Here is a 15,771-nt window from a genome sequence, read left to right on the forward strand (position 1 = left end):
TTGAATTTGGCAGCTACTTCTCTTCGAAGCGCTTCGCCAAGTGATAGAACTCATTCACTTGCTCTTTTAGCTCAGTGGAGTGGTCTTTCACGGAATGCGTTGCCACTAAGTTTTGCTCTGCAGTAGACGCGATAGACTGCATATGCAGGTTTACATCACTCGATAGCTGACGCTGTTTATGCGCGGAGCTTTCAACCGACTGCATTAAATCGTTCATCGATTGCATTAAAGTTTCGACTTCAGACAAGCGCTCTGCACTCACTTTCGCAACATCGCCACACGCATCCGTTTGCTCTCGGTTCGCCAGAATATCCTTTTGCCAGCCTTCAATCGTCGCTAGCATGGTGTCGATACTCTCTTTGATCTGAACCGTCGCCTTTGACGTACGACCCGATAGCGCACGTACTTCGTCTGCAACAACGGCAAAGCCTCGTCCTTGCTCGCCCGCTCTAGCCGCTTCAATTGCTGCGTTTAGTGCCAACAAGTTGGTTTGTTCGGCGATTCCACCAATCTCTTCCATTATCTTGCTTACGCTCTGCGCTTGATCGCTCAATTGGTAAGTTGTTTGAGTCGCCTTTTCAGCCTGTGAAGCTAAGCTTTCTAAATTTCGATGGGTTTGATTAATGCTCTCTTTAGCACCAGCACAGGTTTGTAAAGTCACATCAACAATCTGGTGCGCTTCTTCTGTACGAGAAGAGACCTCGTTCGCGGTGACTTCAACCTCTTCAGTCGCCTCTCGTACTTGAAGAATGTCTTTTGTTTGTTGGTCTAAGGCTTCAGATACTTCAAATGACGTGGCATTCAGGTTGTCAGCCAAATCCTGTAGTGGCTTGGCTGAGTCTGTCATGCGACCTAGTACCGTGCGGATTCTTGCAGACAATAGTTTTAAGTGAAAGTCGGCAACAGAGAACTGACTATTACCTGAATAGACAAGGCGACTGACACTATCGAATTTAGATTGCAGCTTTTTTAACTGCAATGGAGTATCAATGAGCTCTTGTCGGAAAAGCAATGCTAATGCGGAAACAGGAAGTAAGCTCAACAACCATTGCGATACTTGCCCTACTTCGATCAGGTTTGAAATCAAAGGGGCTACTAAAGAACCGAGTAACACTGCGTAACGAACACTGTCACTGATCTGCAACGACCATTGACGACCCGACTTCTCAGCCTTCAATAAGCTTTGGTAAGCCTGATCCGCGACTTGTACCCATTCGTTTTTAGGCTTAACACGAACCGATTGGTAGCCACTCACCTTCCCGCCATCATAAATAGGGGTAACGTAAGCATCAACCCAGTAGTAACCACCAGATTGGGTTTTATTTTTTACGATACCGCGCCATGCTTTACCTTGTTTTAGGTTAACCCACATATCGGCAAAAGCCGCTTTCGGCATATCGTTATGCCTCACGATATTGTGGTGTTGCCCTAGCAACTCTTGTTGGCTGTATTCTGCGATACGACAAAAAGCATCATTACTGTAAGTAATCACACCTTTAAGGTCGGTAGTCGAGACAAGTTGTTCGTTTTCGCTTAGAAGCGTTTCACGAGATTGAGAAGATGAGCTGACAGTCATTTATATTAACTTTTGTTAATTATTGTTTTAGGCGAGGAATATATACAATTATTAAAGTTATGACAAAATGTGAACGTCACATTCTATGTAAATGCCTGCAATTTATACAAAAATACGCCTGACACCTCACAAAGCTCAAAGCTTCACGCCTTTTCTTTTCTCTTCTCAAATTAGCGGTCATGACTCATCTAAGTTAACTGCAGTGGTAAATTTCACAGTTCTCATTGAAACAGAGGTATGGAACTTGCGAATGTTTAAATCTTTGCGCAGTACTCGTTCAACAAAATCTTCGTAGGCTTGAATGTCTTTGACCGTCACAATCAACATAAAGTCAAAACTGCCCGATATCTGATAGCACTGCGTGACCTCTGACGCCTTAGAAATAGAATGGCGAAAGATTTGGTAAATATCCCCTCGGTCTCGTTCCATTTCTACGGACACAACTAAAGTCATCTTACTGCCTGTAAGTTCTGGGTTGATAATAGACACATCACTCACAATCACACCTTCCTCTCTCAATCGTTTCACTCGCTTTAAGCAAGCCGGAGGCGATAACCCAACCATCTCAGCCAATGTGAGGTTTGGGATTCGGTTGTTCTTCTGCAGTTCAACGAGAATATTTCTATCTATACGATCAATTTCCATAATTTCTCAATGCTCTAATTTTGTGACCAATAATTTCTAATACTACGACAAATAAAAAATTCGAGTCGAATATTGATGTAGATTTTGAAATAAACATCACAATAATCAAGGTAAAATCTTCTCATTCCAAACAATAGAACCATGGTCGTAACTATGAAATCAATCTATCAATTTTTTAAAGAACTCCTCAGAGAGATTTTCGATGTCACCTCGACTCTTTTCCGAATCATGATTCCAATCATCATCGTGATAAAGGTCGTTGAAGAGCTTGGCGGCGTCGTGATTCTTAGCGAATGGCTAAGCCCAATAATGGAAAGCGTCGGATTACCGAAAGAAATGGGCTTGGTATGGGCAACAACCATACTCACTAACATCTATGCGGGGCTGATTATTCTTATTAATTCCGATGCTCCCTTAACGGTTGCTCAAGCCTCGGTTTTAGGCAGCATGATGCTACTAGCGCATTCATTACCGATTGAGGGTGCAATAGCTAAAAAGGCGGGTGTGAGCTGGCTGGCTACCCTATCAGTGAGAGTCGGTGGTAGCTTGGTGCTGGCATGGTTACTCAATCTCAGTTATCAAGACGGGGATTTGCTCAACTACCCAGCAACCGTGCTTTGGCAGCCTGAAGTATCTGGAGACACGAGCTATCTTGGATGGGCTATTGAGCAGCTAAAGAGTTTTGCTGTTATCTTCATCGTCATTTCAGCACTATTACTGCTACTCAAGATTTTAAAGATTCTAGGCGTTGAAAAGCTCATGGCAATATTGTTAAGACCCTTCTTGAGACTGCTAGGAATTAGCAAGGACGCAACCAACTTAACGATCATCGGAATCACGCTTGGTCTTTCGTTTGGCGGTGGTTTATTGATCAATGAAGCTAAAAAGGGACATATCTCGGCGAGAGATGTATTCACTGCAATCATGCTGCTCAATCTACTCCACAGTTTGATTGAAGATACACTTTTGATCATGTTAATTGGGGCTGACTTTTACACCATATTTTGGGGAAGGTTAGTATTCTCAGTGCTGGTTATCGCCTTAATATCAAACGTCATTAAGCGCATGAATCCACGTACTTGTGAACGTTATTTTTATCGTGATGTCTCTCAGTCATAAGTAAATCGCCAACGAAAATAAAAGGAAAAGAGCTCAAATACGGGCTCTTTTTTACGACTTGGTGCTCCTATCACCTCCGCTATTGTTAAATTTCACGCCCTTAAAACACTGAAAATCATTCTCAGCACCCTAATTATTGATATTTCGAGTGAAAATAATTTCAGCATGGATATTTACTAATAACTCAATTATTACATGCATTTTTTTAACATAGATAATAAAACATTTGTTTGATTAATTTCAACTCCACACCTTGTATAAAGCGTTCTGAAGCAGAATAACCATTTACCTAACGATGATATTAAATATTAAAACTATCAGCTATTAATGCACCCAACCTTACTAAATAACTGACAATAAAATAAATAACCATCCTTATTTGATATTAACTCTTAATGTTGAAACCGGAACGAATAATGATTTGTAATGATTATTCGTTTGATTGGTTAATTTTATAAATATATTTTGTTACATAATCAAAACTGATGGCTTGCTATAAAAATGTCACACAAAACAATGGCTTTAATGGTTCTAATTTTTTCCTCACTGTCACAGGCTTCCACTATTGAGAACGACGAACTATTGCTGAAGTCATTGATTGAACGAGGCATTATCTGTCCTGGCTTAACCTATGAGGGCAATCAAGAAGCTTTGCGTATCTATCTAAACGCTAAAAAAGTAAAGAGCACTCAGTTTGATTCAAAAAATAGAAAAGAGACAACCAATACAAAAGAAATAGAAAGTATAAAAAAGATGGAAAGTACGAAACATACAACAAACACACGTCAGTTAAATAAGACACCACAAGAGTGTATTAGGCCAGACTCGGACAACTGATTCGAATAAGGCAGTTGATACTGATATCGACATGGAAATATAAAAAGGAAATATAATGAAAATGATGAGAAAAACATTGTTGGCTTCAGCAATGCTTACTCTATTTAGCGTCAGTAGTTATGCAAAAACACCTATTGATTTAGGCGTTGTTAATGAAGACAAACTTATTGAAATGCTAGTTAGACAAGGCTTAGTCGACCAAGATGCAACCGATGTGGCAAAGCACGACGCACTTGACCGTTACTTAAAAAATAAGATCAATTCCGGTTTTAAAGGCGACGCTCAATTCGGTAAAAAAGCACTTGAGCAACGAGCGAAAATACTCAAAGCCATCGAAAAAGGATCCGGTGTTAAAAAAGCGAGTGTCTTTGCTTTAGAAATCGGCACCAAGCGTACCGATAAAGTACTCGCTCTGTTGGTCGATTTCCCTGATTTGAACTGGGATAATAACAAGCTGACCGAAGAGCACACGCAAATGCTCTACGAGAGCTACAACCCTGAACATTATCAAGAGTTGTTGTTTTCAAATTCTGGCTACACAGGGCCAAATGGCGAAAACCTAATCTCGATGCGTCAGTATTACCAAAGCGAATCAGGTGATAGTTACAGCGTTGCAGGTCAAGCTGCGGGTTGGTATCGCGCCTCTAAGCCTGCGTCATTCTATGGTGGCAACTCCCCTACCACCGACAACGACTTAAACGCACAAGAACTGGTTCGTGAAGCGCTGAATCAACTGGCGCAAGACCCAAGTATCAACCTTGCCGATTACGACATTGAAGATCGTTACGATTACGACGGTGACGGAAACTTCCGCGAACCCGATGGTGTGATTGATCATCTAATGGTGTTCCACGCATCTGTGGGCGAAGAAGCCGGTGGTGGCGTATTAGGCCCTGATGCAATCTGGTCTCACCGATTCAACCTTGGCCGCACACATGTGCTTGAAGGTACCTCTAGCTCTCTTCCTGACCGCTTTGGTGGCCAATACGCAGCATTTGATTACACCATTCAACCGATTGACGCGGCAGCGGGTGTCTGTGCTCACGAGTATGGCCATGATTTAGGCTTACCAGACGAGTACGATACGCAATACACAGGCAAGGGTGAACCAGTATCTTACTGGTCAATCATGTCTTCAGGCAGCTGGGCTGGCAAAATTGGTGGCACACAACCAACGGCATTCAGCTCTTGGGCAAAGCACTTCCTACAAAAATCGATTGGTGGTCGCTGGGTTAACGATGATCAAATCTCGATTGATGACCTAGAAGACAACCCACAAGTTTATACACTGTTCCAAACAACGGATAACAGCCGTCCGAACATGATTAAGGTCGATCTTCCTGAAAAGCAAATTGAAAGTCTGAAACCCTTTGAGGGAGAGTATTCATTCCACTCTCAAAAAGGCGATGATCTGAAAAATAGCATGACTCGCAAGTTGGTGATTCCAGCGGGTGATTCTGCATTGCTTTCGTTCAAAGCGTGGTATGAAATAGAGAAAGACTACGACTTCGCTCGCGTACTAATCAACGGACAAGCAATAGCTGGCAACATCACCTCAATGGATGACCCATACAATACAGGCCTCGTTCCTGCTATTGGCGGCGAATCTGGCGGGTGGATTGACGCTGAGTTTGACGTATCACAATGGGCAGGCCAAGAAGTAGAGCTTTCGTTTGAGTACATCACCGATGGTGGCTTGGCGATGGAAGGCTTCTATCTGGATAACCTCAGTGTGGTCGTGGATGGTGAAGTAACCTCAATAGACGATGGAGAAAGCAACTCCACCTTCGCCCTAAATGGCTACAAGCTAAGTAATGGATTCCACCAAGCGCAACACTACTACCTACTGCAATGGCGTAGCCACATGGACGTTGATGAAGGCCTAGCCAACATCAAACGCATGGGCCAACTCATCTCATTCGATCCAGGTTTGATCATTTGGTACGTAGACGAGTCGCTGACTGATAACTGGGTAGGCAAACACCCAGGTGAAGGTTGGTTAGGCGTGGTCGATGCAGACCAGAATGCCATGACTTGGGAAAAATCCGGTGAAGTCGCTCAAACTCGTTATCAAGTTCGTGATGCTGCGTTTTCACTCAAAGATCATACCCCAATGCGTCTTGTGAACAGCGACGATGATGTACTTGAAGATACCAGTTTGGTTGGCAATGCTAGCTTTTCTGACGACCAAGATTACACGTCTCCACAAGCGCCTGATTCAGGACGTATCCTAACGGAGTTTGGCTTAGCCGTTGATATTGTGAATCAGAGTGACAACAACGAATACGGTGTGGTTCGCTTATCGAAAGTAAGCCAACACAACGTCGCTCCTACTGCTAACTTCGAGCTTAATGTTGCTGGTCTGAACGTTTCTGCACGTAACTTCAGTTCTGATCAAGACGGTGAGATCGTCAGTTATCTATGGGACTTTGGCAACGGCACAACAAGTAACGAAGTGGCACCAACTTGGTCTTACGAGCAAGCCGGTGAGTACACGGTGAACTTGACTGTTGTTGACGACAAAGGCGCTACCGATTCATTTAGTTCCGTAGTGAGTGTTGAGTCTCCAAACGCCCTTCCAGAAGCGAGCGCGAAGTACATTCACTTGGGTCGCTGGGTAACCATGTGGTCTACGAGTTCAGACAGCGATGGTCGTATTGTTGATACCGAGTGGACACTTCCAAACGGAAAGGTGAAACGAGGTCGCACATTCACTTCAATCTTCCCTTCATACGGAGAGCACGAGGTGACACTGAAGATAATCGATGACCAAGGTGGGATTACGACTAAGACAATTTTAGTCGACCTGTAGCTCATCTTGGGTCTTAGGTTTTAGGTCTTAGGTCTTAAACGATAGACCATCAAAATAAGTACGCGGCTCTATCACACGTACTTACAAGCAAGCTTAAGCACTGTTGTCTTCGAGCATGAGCCAAGACAGCAGTTTTAAGGAAACGTTATTATTTAAGCCGTAAGCAAAAGCCCTACCGATTTGGTAGGGCTTTTTATTGGTCGCAGTTCGAGATGCTAAGGTTCTAATCACAGTAACAAATTTACTAAACCGCCATTCTACAAGCCATTACACAGGCTGCTTTTGAATGCGTGATTTACGAGCACTAAATGCGAACAGCAAGATAACAGCTAACACGAATGGTAATACGTAGATATTGAGGTTCTGCCACCCTGCTGTCGATTCTAGCCAGCCAGAGAGCATCGCTGTAATAGTCACACAGCCAAAGACAATAAATTCATTAAACGCTTGTGCCTTAGCTTTATTCTGCGATTGGTAGGACTGACTAAACAAACCTGTTGCCGCGATAAACATGAAGTTCCAACCCACACCAAGCACAACCAAGGCCGCTCTGAAGTGCCAAATAGATTCGCCATGAATGTTAATCGCGATACAGACGACGAACAGAATCCCGCCTGCCAAGATCATCATTCTTGAGCCAAACCTCTCGATAAGTGATCCGGTAAAAAATGCAGGTACAAACATGCCCAACACGTGCCACTCAATCACGCCAGCAGCTTTCGTAAAGTCAAAACCACAGCCAATCATTGCCAATGGCGTTGCAGTCATCAAAATGTTCATTACAGCGTAAGCAACCATGGCTGCAAAGACCGCACCAATAAAGTTCGGTGCTTTAACGATCACACCTAAAGGATCGGCTTTGGGAGCCTGACTATTAAAAGAGACTTTAGGAAACTGAATGGTTTGTAAGATGAGTAACGCAAGAATGTTCAATCCAATCAAAGAAGCAAAAGCACCAATGTACAAGCCATCTGCTGACCATTGTTGAGACATAATCGCCAAGTTTGGCCCCAATACTGCTGCTAAAACGCCACCAGCCATCGATATAGATATCGCTCGATGACGGGCATTTTCATCACACACCTCGATTGCAGCAAAGCGATAAAGCGTGCCAAAACCTATGCCTATCCCAAGTAAGAACGTGGCGAAACAAAACAGATAGAAATTTTGCTGAGACAGTGCGTAAGTGGCAAGGCTAGCCCCTGTAATGCCAACCACATTACCAATGCTAAATCCTCGCTTTCTCCCTAACTTACCTGAAATTAGAGACGCAGGAATAGTGGCTGCCATTAAACCCAAAAACTGCAGTGCAACCGGCAAGGTAATCATGCTCACACTGGGCGCAATCTGCTTGCCGATCAAGCCAATCACAGAGATCAGTAATATGTTACCCGTCATCAACAAGGCCTGACACAGTGAGAGCAGCCAAACATTTCTATTCATCTTCGTTCCTAAATATGAGCACAGTTGGTCAATAGACCAAATAATCAACAAAGTCGCAACACTTTGTTACTCATAGCAACTCTACAAAGCGGCCAATAGACCAATATCAATAGTTACCACCATATGACTTTGATTAGCGTTACTTAAGACGCTAGAGTTGAAATTATCATTACTTAAGATAATAATAATTTTCTGTTATTTATAGGCTTTAGCATTTGAAGGTGAGTATGATCAATCCACTTTGGCTCAATACATTTAAGACTCTGGTTGAAGTTGGACATTTCACCCAAACGGCTGAAAAGTTGTACATGACACAACCAGGGGTCAGCCAGCACATCAAGAAGCTTGAACAAGCTTGCAATTGTGACCTGTTATCGAGAGAAAATAAAAGCTTCGAGCTGACCGAACAGGGTCGGATTATGTATCGCTATGCGCTCAAGCTAGAAAAAGACCAAGAAGATTTATTCGAATCTCTGAGTTTTGACAATCCTTATGCTGGGCAATGTCATCTATCCTGTTCGGGTTCACTCTCTTTACGTCTGTATCCCAAGCTTCTTGAACTTCAGCAGCAACACCAAGATCTGAGCATTAACTTAGAAGCAGCTCCAAACAAAAAGATATTGAACGACCTGATCCAAGGCACCACCGATATCGGCATTGTTAGGCACTCCCCAAACGACAGTTACTATCAGAGCCAAGTCATTGGTAAAGAAGCACTCTGCCTCATCGTTCACAGCAGTCTGGCTCACTTAGAGATAACACCACAAGTACTGCACGACATTGGCCTTATTGCGCATCCAGATTCTGCTCACTACCTGTCTTTGTATTTCGACCTATGTGGAGACAAGGATCTCGCGAACATCAACGTTAATGAAATACCAAGATCTGGCTACATCAATCAGCTTCACCAGATCTTGCTGCCAGTATCGAAAGGGTTAGGCTTTACCGTCTTACCGGCTGGCGCCGTTGAGCACTTCCCAGAAAGAGACAAGTTGCACGTTGTGCCACCCAAAGTAGAGGTTGAGGAAATACTGTATCTGGTTCAAAAACGAAACAGAAAACTGCCGCACCGATACGATACAGTTATCGATCTGATCAAACAAAATGTGAGTGGTTAGAAGCGTTGATTAGTTGATTAGTTGATTAGTTGATTAAATTTAAAGCCTTTAACCCAAAAGGTTAAAGGCTTTAATACTGAAGTGCTTGTTATTCAGACAGTAATAGCGATAAGACAACAACTGTAATATACCGACGAAGCAAAGCGGCTTATTCCAAGGTGTGGAGAACCTCGCACGCTCGCTCGAAGTCATAATTATCTAACGCACGTTGTACATCGTTAAGCGCAGCAGAACTTGGATACTCTGCAAGTAACTCGGCCACGTATTGCGTTGCATCGTTATCATAAGCTTCCAGCAGCGAGAGCAGCTTAACCCTTTGATCTTCTTTGACCACGGCTCCCATCGCACTCGCTTCACTCATGTATTCTACTTGTGGCTTCACAATCTGGCTTTCCGTTGCTGCAATAAGCTCAACTAACCTCGCCTCACCTTCTCTGAGGGCTTGCTCATCACACAAACGATTGTGAGCTTTATCTTCTAACTCTCCCATCAAATCAGCAAACCGGAGGCCGCCAATCGACGCTGCCATACTTTTCAAAGTATGCAGGTTTCTTTCAAGCGTAATCCAATCGTCTTGTGCCAAATTATCAAACGCATCAACCATCATGTTTGGGGCACTGCTATGGAACTTCCCAATCAGTTTGTTTTGAAGTTCCGCATCATGATGAGTGAGCTGTTCAAATCGTTGCTGAGAAAACACACTGATCACATTAATGCTGTTAGGTTGACTTGTTAGGTCTTCGAGTTGTTCTGCCTGCCCATCTAACGACTCTACCTTCCCTTCTACCATCACCTCCGGCACGATGTATTTGATGATCAAAGAAGTCGCTTTATCGATGATAATCGGCTTGTCTAAGAAGTCCGTTACACCTGCGTCTCTTGCTCTTTTCTTCGCATCAGCAAACACATTGGCGGACATCGCGATAATAGGAACCTGCGAATCAAACTCACGGATCTGACGCGTCGCTTCAAAGCCATCCATTACGGGCATTTGAAGATCCATAAGAATCATTTCATAGTCATTATTTTTGGCTAGTACTACCGCCTCTTTTCCGTTCTCGGCCAAGTCAGCATTCAACTTCGATCGCTTTAAAAATGCCAATGCTAGGTCTTGGTTTAATTCATTGTCTTCAACCAGTAATACCTTTTGCCCTTTGAACTCGATGTGATAATCCAGCTTGAGCTCTTGTGATTTAAAGTGCGCCAGTTCTTCTGTATCTGACCTAGGCAAAGTGAGAACGAAAGAGAACTCACTGCCCTTACCCAAAACGCTTGCGACTGAAATTTTACTGCCCATGGCTTGCACGAGCTTTTGACTGATATTTAGCCCTAGGCCAGTACCTCCAAACTTTCTCGTGGTAGTACTATCTGCCTGACTGAATGCTTGAAAGAGCTTGTGCCTATTTTCTTCTGAAATGCCAATCCCTGTATCGGAAACAACCACCTTCATACTCACGCTGCGATCATTGGATTCGAGATGAGTAACATTCAAAGTCACGTTCCCATGCGATGTAAATTTGATGGCGTTACCAATCAGGTTAAGAATGACTTGGAATAGTCTTAACGGGTCGCCAATCAACGGAGTATCTAGCTCTGGATCTATCGACATAGACAACTTAAGTTGCTTCTCATCCGCTTTCGATTCCATCAACTCAATGACATCTTGGAATGTCGTCACGGGATCAAATGGGATGCTATCAATGACAAGCTGTCCCGCCTCTATCTTAGAGAAGTCGAGGATGTCATTAATGATGCTTAACAGTGAATGCCCCGAACGGTGCACTTTCTCAATATAGTTTCGAGCAACAGGATTAGATATTTCGCCAATGGCCAGATAAGACAAACCAATAATCGCGTTCATTGGCGTTCTAATTTCGTGGCTCATGTTCGCTAAGAACTCAGACTTGGCTTGGCTTGCAAGATCCGCTCTCTGTTTCTCTTCTTCAAGTTGTTCGTTAAGACGCTTCATTTCAGAGATGTCGAACGCCCAAAATAGCGTGGCTATCTCGCCATCTAACTCAAACAAATAGTAACTGACTAAAGCGACGAAACGGGTTCCATCAGATTTTCTAAGCACCAACTCCCTGTTTACCACCTTGCCATTGAGTTTAAGTTCCTTGTGTACCTCATCCCGAATGGATAAGGAGTCATGAATAGCAGCCACATCGATAGAATCAAGATCCAGACCTTCAACCCCAAACAGGCGTTTCGCAGTGTCGTTGGCATAACGAGCCTTCTCTTCAAACACAACACTCGCAGCGATTGGAGAGCTATTGAGCATATTGTAGAGCTGATCCTGAGCCTTCTTAAGTGCCTCTGTTGCATCATTGGCAATGCTTATCTGCTTCGCGAGTTTTCGATTCCAAAAAACGATCAGTAGAACGATCAACAAAGCAAAACCTGAAATGGTATAAACCAATTCGTAATCGATTCTTTCTATCGCTTTTGGCGCTGCCCACTTCGCCGATATCTTTTGATGTTCTTCAGCAGAAATGCTCTCAATCGCCTTATTCACAATCGAATAAAGCAAAGGTTCAGACTTAATAACATGTAAGGTGGGTGAAAGGAAAAAATCGAGTCGTCCGATAATTCCGATCTCACGGTGACCAAATGAGTCAATGAGGTAATTGAGGACGTCGACAGTATCGATCATGCCATCTAAGGTTTTATCATCCAATCGGTTGAGCCCATCAGCCGTGGATTCTACCTCCACCCACTCAACGTTTGGGTATTTCTCAACAATCGCGTCGGTGTTTGCCGCGTTCTTCAAGATACCAATTTTCCAACCCTCAGCTTCTTCAAGCACTAAGCTGCTTACATCTCGTCTCGACGCAATAGCCAAACGGCTTGAAAACAGGCTTTTGACTGCTTTGACGTTGTCTCCTAACGAACGATTCTCTTGAGCTGCAGAGACCAGTTCCACTTCATGATGATCAACCAAACTTCGGGTCTCAGACCAACTCGCCACGTCTACATGGTTGATGCCTAACCCTGTTTTCTGCTCAATCAACGTTAGATAGTCGTCAATCATCCCGATGTATTCACCGGTATTGGATACTGCTTCATAAGGCAGCGAATTCGGATCGATACCTATCCGTACATCCGGATTATCTTTAATCCACTTCCTCTCTTTTTGGCTTAGGTTTAAGATCTCTCCAGTCAGATTATTGGTTTGGTAAACATCGGCGATATAGCGTTTCGCCGAATCACCGAATGAACTGAATTGCTCGACGGCTGGAAAATAAACATGGTTTCGATCTAACGAATTAACATCAAAGTAGAAAGTCATCGAACCAGAGTTGGTACTCCCTCCCTTGGTTCGATAATTCGCCATCTTTGTAACTGACGAAAAGTGAGAGGTGTTTTTCTTCTCTCCGTATTCATCAACTAGGTTGCCGATGTACCAAGATTTGATCGGACGATTATTGTTATCCGCTTGTGCGGTGATCACCTGAAAAGAACTGTCGGTGTCGAAAATTTCAAACACTTCCGTCAACTCTTCAAAGCGGTCATTGACGATAAAATACGCGGATATTTGCGCGATAATATTCGCTTTTTTCAGGACTTGGCTTAGATCACTCTGAACCTGCATCTCGATAATTTGGTTTAGGCCATCATCCGCCTGTTTAAGCCTTTTAATCGCGGCATTAAAGCTGTCTCTGATTTCTTCGCTCTTAAAATCAACATAGATCGGGTACTCAATCTTATACTCGTCATGTAACGTGAGCTCAGCCATTTCGATAAAACGAGTATTGGTGATGAACCATTCCAGTACTCTTCGTTCAACCATTAATAGGTCAACATTTTGAGCCCTAAGCTGTGAGAATGCCGATTCAAGACCTTCGTAGTCTTCGACACGATCGATGTCTAACTTGCCCTTCAGTACTTCAACAGAGTTTTTAATTGGAGAAGTCTCGTCAAAGAGTAACGCCCCTAGCGACAAGTCTTTCTGGGACTTGAGGTTAAGTTTGCGGCGAGTCAGTGAAACAGGAACAAAGTCAACATTGATAACACTATCACTTAAAAAGTGTGCATTAGGATCATCAAACTGAACACCAGAAACAAAAGCGATGGAGTTGTTGTTATCGATGGCCTTTCTAGCAGCACTAGGAGGAAGAGTGACAACGTCACCTAACTTATACCCCATATCATTAAGTGCTCGCTGAAGAATGTCGTGTTCTAGCCCGACCGCGGTACTGTCTGGGTACATATACGGAGGGTTACCAAAGCCAAACACGCCTTTTAACGGCACTCGATAGGGCGAGCTGTCTAGCCACTTTGATAGAATCTGGTTCTTGTTATCAACGTCGAAGGTTTCAATCTGTTTGTTGATTAGCGTCAGCAGCTCTGGCTCATCGGTTCGAATCACCATTGATGCTTCTAACCTTTTCCAATGCTCCAAAACATAATTGACCGCGAGATCATGCACGCCAATTTTTTTCGCAAGATCCATGGTAGTAATGGGCTCACCGACGATGCCTTCAACATCGCCAGCCCCTAACGCACGTACTGCATCAATAACGTTATCAAAATCCACTCGTTCAATAGAGCTCAATTGGACGCCAGCTCGTTCCAAGTCGATATTTTCATTAACCATCGCGATGCGGCGCTTTTGAGTTTGGTCGATGTTGGTATCTATTTTGTTGTCGATGGGAACAATCACTGCGACCTGATAAGGAAGATAAGGATCACTCGCTAGAAAACGGCCACCTTCACTGGGGTCAAATTGTTGGAAAGGGAACACATCCCCTCGCCCTTCTAACAAAGCGTCTTTGGCCTTAATACGTGAGTCCACGCTGATAAATCGCGTATGAACACCAAATCGATTCTCAAGATCTAATGCCCAGTCTTTGATGATCCCTGAAACCTTTCCATCATCATCGATAAATGAGTAAGGGTAATGATCAGAAAGCGCAATAAAGGTGATGGTAGGTTGTGTTTCAAGCCACTGATTTAACTCGGCATCGGTCACTTCAACGGCATTAACACTACGAATGACCAACGGCCACAACAATAAACCAATGACAAGAGAGACAACAAAACGATTAAGCGACAACATTAAGCGATCACTCATCTTTAAACTGCTCTTTAATCTCTAGAATACGAGGTAAGTTTTCGAACAAGAGCTCTACAATTTTAGGGTCAAAGTGTTTGCCTTTTTGCTCTTCGAACAAGCTCAATGCTTCATCGACACTCCACGCTTTTTTGTAGGGTCTTTCTGCTGTTAGGGCATCAAACACATCAGCAACCGCGGCGATACGTCCCACCAAAGGAATTTCTTCACCCGCGATCTGGTTTGGGTAACCGCTGCCATCCCACTTTTCATGGTGATACTGCGCAACTTGAATGGCCATACGCATCAGTTTGGAGTCGCCCTGCCTACCAAGGATTTCAACACCGAACTCGACGTGTTTCTGCATGGTAGTCCATTCATCGGCATCCAATTTCCCTGGCTTCAGTAACACACTGTCAGGAATGCCAATCTTGCCAATATCATGCATTGGCGCGGCATCACGCAAAGTCTCGGCATCTTCGTCTGTCATGCCCAAGGCTTTGGCTAATATCTCGCAATAATGGCTCATGCGCATAACGTGCATGCCCGTCTCGTTATCTTTAAATTCAGCCGCTCTACCCAATATGTTGAGCGTTTCCAGTTTGCCGAGATTGATCTCTTGGGTTTTCTCTTTCACCTGACTAAACAAAGCTCGTTGCTGGTCATAAAGAGCAATATGGGTTTTTACACGTTGTAGTGCAATTTCAGGTGTAATTGGCTTCGTTAAATAATCAACAGCACCTAAGGACAAGCCTTTTACTTCGGCTTCAGGACCAATCTTTGCGGTAACGAATATAATGGGGATATGCGCAGTATTTGGCTGGGCTTTTAATTGACGGCACACTTCGTAGCCATCGATGTCAGGCATCATGATATCAAGGAGAATAAGGTCTGGCTGTGGCACCATCTTCGCTATTTTGATACCGATAGTACCGTTAATCGCGACCTTAACTTGATAGGTATCTTTGAGGATTGCCGTTAACACATCTAAGTTACTTGGGGTGTCATCCACGACTAACACTATAGGTTTACGACTCATTGACACCTCGTATAAAAATCAAACAGTTATAAACATAGTGTAGATGGGTTTTCGTACCTCTCAACATGAAAATGACAAATGATTGTTAAAAATGAAGAGTCGATCTTCGAGTGACATCAAACTAACGGT

9 protein-coding genes are annotated in these 15,771 nt (G+C 43.6%); 4 read left to right on the forward strand and 5 right to left on the reverse strand.

Features of this window, described 5'->3' with window-relative positions:
* Positions 1–13: 13 nt before the first annotated feature.
* Positions 14–1,576, reverse strand: coding sequence for a methyl-accepting chemotaxis protein (locus tag OCU90_RS21395; protein ID WP_099426129.1), 1,563 nt, complete (start codon positions 1,574–1,576; stop codon positions 14–16).
* Positions 1,577–1,753: 177 nt separating this feature from the next.
* Positions 1,754–2,221 (reverse strand): Lrp/AsnC family transcriptional regulator, encoded by a 468-nt coding sequence (locus OCU90_RS21400; protein ID WP_017086398.1) that lies wholly within the window; start codon positions 2,219–2,221, stop codon positions 1,754–1,756.
* Between the two features lie 153 nt (positions 2,222–2,374).
* On the opposite strand from OCU90_RS21400, the gene OCU90_RS21405 reads away from it, so the two are divergent.
* The 3 genes from OCU90_RS21405 (at position 2,375) to OCU90_RS21415 (ending at position 6,989) form a co-directional block, all read left to right on the forward strand.
* Positions 2,375–3,340, forward strand: a complete 966-nt coding sequence (locus OCU90_RS21405; protein ID WP_061022313.1) for a hypothetical protein — start codon at positions 2,375–2,377, stop codon at positions 3,338–3,340.
* A gap of 501 nt (positions 3,341–3,841) precedes the next feature.
* Positions 3,842–4,177 carry a hypothetical protein gene (locus OCU90_RS21410; RefSeq protein ID WP_061021915.1) on the forward strand — a complete coding sequence of 112 codons (336 nt, stop codon included), beginning with the start codon at positions 3,842–3,844 and terminating at the stop codon, positions 4,175–4,177.
* 55 nt (positions 4,178–4,232) lie between these two features.
* Entirely contained in the window at positions 4,233–6,989 is a 2,757-nt protein-coding gene (locus OCU90_RS21415) for an immune inhibitor A domain-containing protein (RefSeq protein WP_061021917.1), read from the forward strand.
* A 267-nt stretch (positions 6,990–7,256) separates the two neighbouring features.
* Here the strand turns inward: OCU90_RS21415 and OCU90_RS21420 are convergent, their stop codons facing one another.
* Positions 7,257–8,432, reverse strand: coding sequence for an MFS transporter (locus OCU90_RS21420; protein ID WP_054545657.1), 1,176 nt, complete (start codon positions 8,430–8,432; stop codon positions 7,257–7,259).
* A gap of 227 nt (positions 8,433–8,659) precedes the next feature.
* On the opposite strand from OCU90_RS21420, the gene OCU90_RS21425 reads away from it, so the two are divergent.
* Positions 8,660–9,550: a LysR family transcriptional regulator gene (locus tag OCU90_RS21425; RefSeq protein ID WP_017082005.1), complete on the forward strand. Its 891-nt coding sequence runs from the start codon at positions 8,660–8,662 to the stop codon at positions 9,548–9,550.
* 148 nt (positions 9,551–9,698) lie between these two features.
* Here the strand turns inward: OCU90_RS21425 and OCU90_RS21430 are convergent, their stop codons facing one another.
* Both OCU90_RS21430 and OCU90_RS21435 read right to left on the reverse strand, forming a co-directional pair.
* Positions 9,699–14,624: an ATP-binding protein gene (locus OCU90_RS21430; RefSeq protein ID WP_061021919.1), complete on the reverse strand. Its 4,926-nt coding sequence runs from the start codon at positions 14,622–14,624 to the stop codon at positions 9,699–9,701.
* Positions 14,617–15,642 carry an HD-GYP domain-containing protein gene (locus OCU90_RS21435; protein WP_061021921.1) on the reverse strand — a complete coding sequence of 342 codons (1,026 nt, stop codon included), beginning with the start codon at positions 15,640–15,642 and terminating at the stop codon, positions 14,617–14,619. The genes OCU90_RS21430 and OCU90_RS21435 overlap by 8 nt, the downstream gene beginning before the upstream one ends.
* Between the last annotated feature and the right edge of the window lie 129 nt (positions 15,643–15,771).

It is taken from the genome of Vibrio splendidus, assembly GCF_024347615.1.
In the GTDB taxonomy this organism is placed as follows: domain Bacteria; phylum Pseudomonadota; class Gammaproteobacteria; order Enterobacterales; family Vibrionaceae; genus Vibrio; species Vibrio splendidus.

Excerpts from the sequence above, each read along its gene's own strand:
- OCU90_RS21395 (WP_099426129.1), bottom strand. The coding sequence starts at position 1,576 with ATGACTGTCAGCTCATCTTCTCAATCTCGTGAAACGCTTCTAAGCGAA.
- OCU90_RS21400 (WP_017086398.1), bottom strand. The coding sequence starts at position 2,221 with ATGGAAATTGATCGTATAGATAGAAATATTCTCGTTGAACTGCAGAAG.
- OCU90_RS21405 (WP_061022313.1), top strand. The coding sequence starts at position 2,375 with ATGAAATCAATCTATCAATTTTTTAAAGAACTCCTCAGAGAGATTTTC.
- OCU90_RS21410 (WP_061021915.1), top strand. The coding sequence starts at position 3,842 with ATGTCACACAAAACAATGGCTTTAATGGTTCTAATTTTTTCCTCACTG.
- OCU90_RS21415 (WP_061021917.1), top strand. The coding sequence starts at position 4,233 with ATGAAAATGATGAGAAAAACATTGTTGGCTTCAGCAATGCTTACTCTA.
- OCU90_RS21420 (WP_054545657.1), bottom strand. The coding sequence starts at position 8,432 with ATGAATAGAAATGTTTGGCTGCTCTCACTGTGTCAGGCCTTGTTGATG.
- OCU90_RS21425 (WP_017082005.1), top strand. The coding sequence starts at position 8,660 with ATGATCAATCCACTTTGGCTCAATACATTTAAGACTCTGGTTGAAGTT.
- OCU90_RS21430 (WP_061021919.1), bottom strand. The coding sequence starts at position 14,624 with ATGAGTGATCGCTTAATGTTGTCGCTTAATCGTTTTGTTGTCTCTCTT.
- OCU90_RS21435 (WP_061021921.1), bottom strand. The coding sequence starts at position 15,642 with ATGAGTCGTAAACCTATAGTGTTAGTCGTGGATGACACCCCAAGTAAC.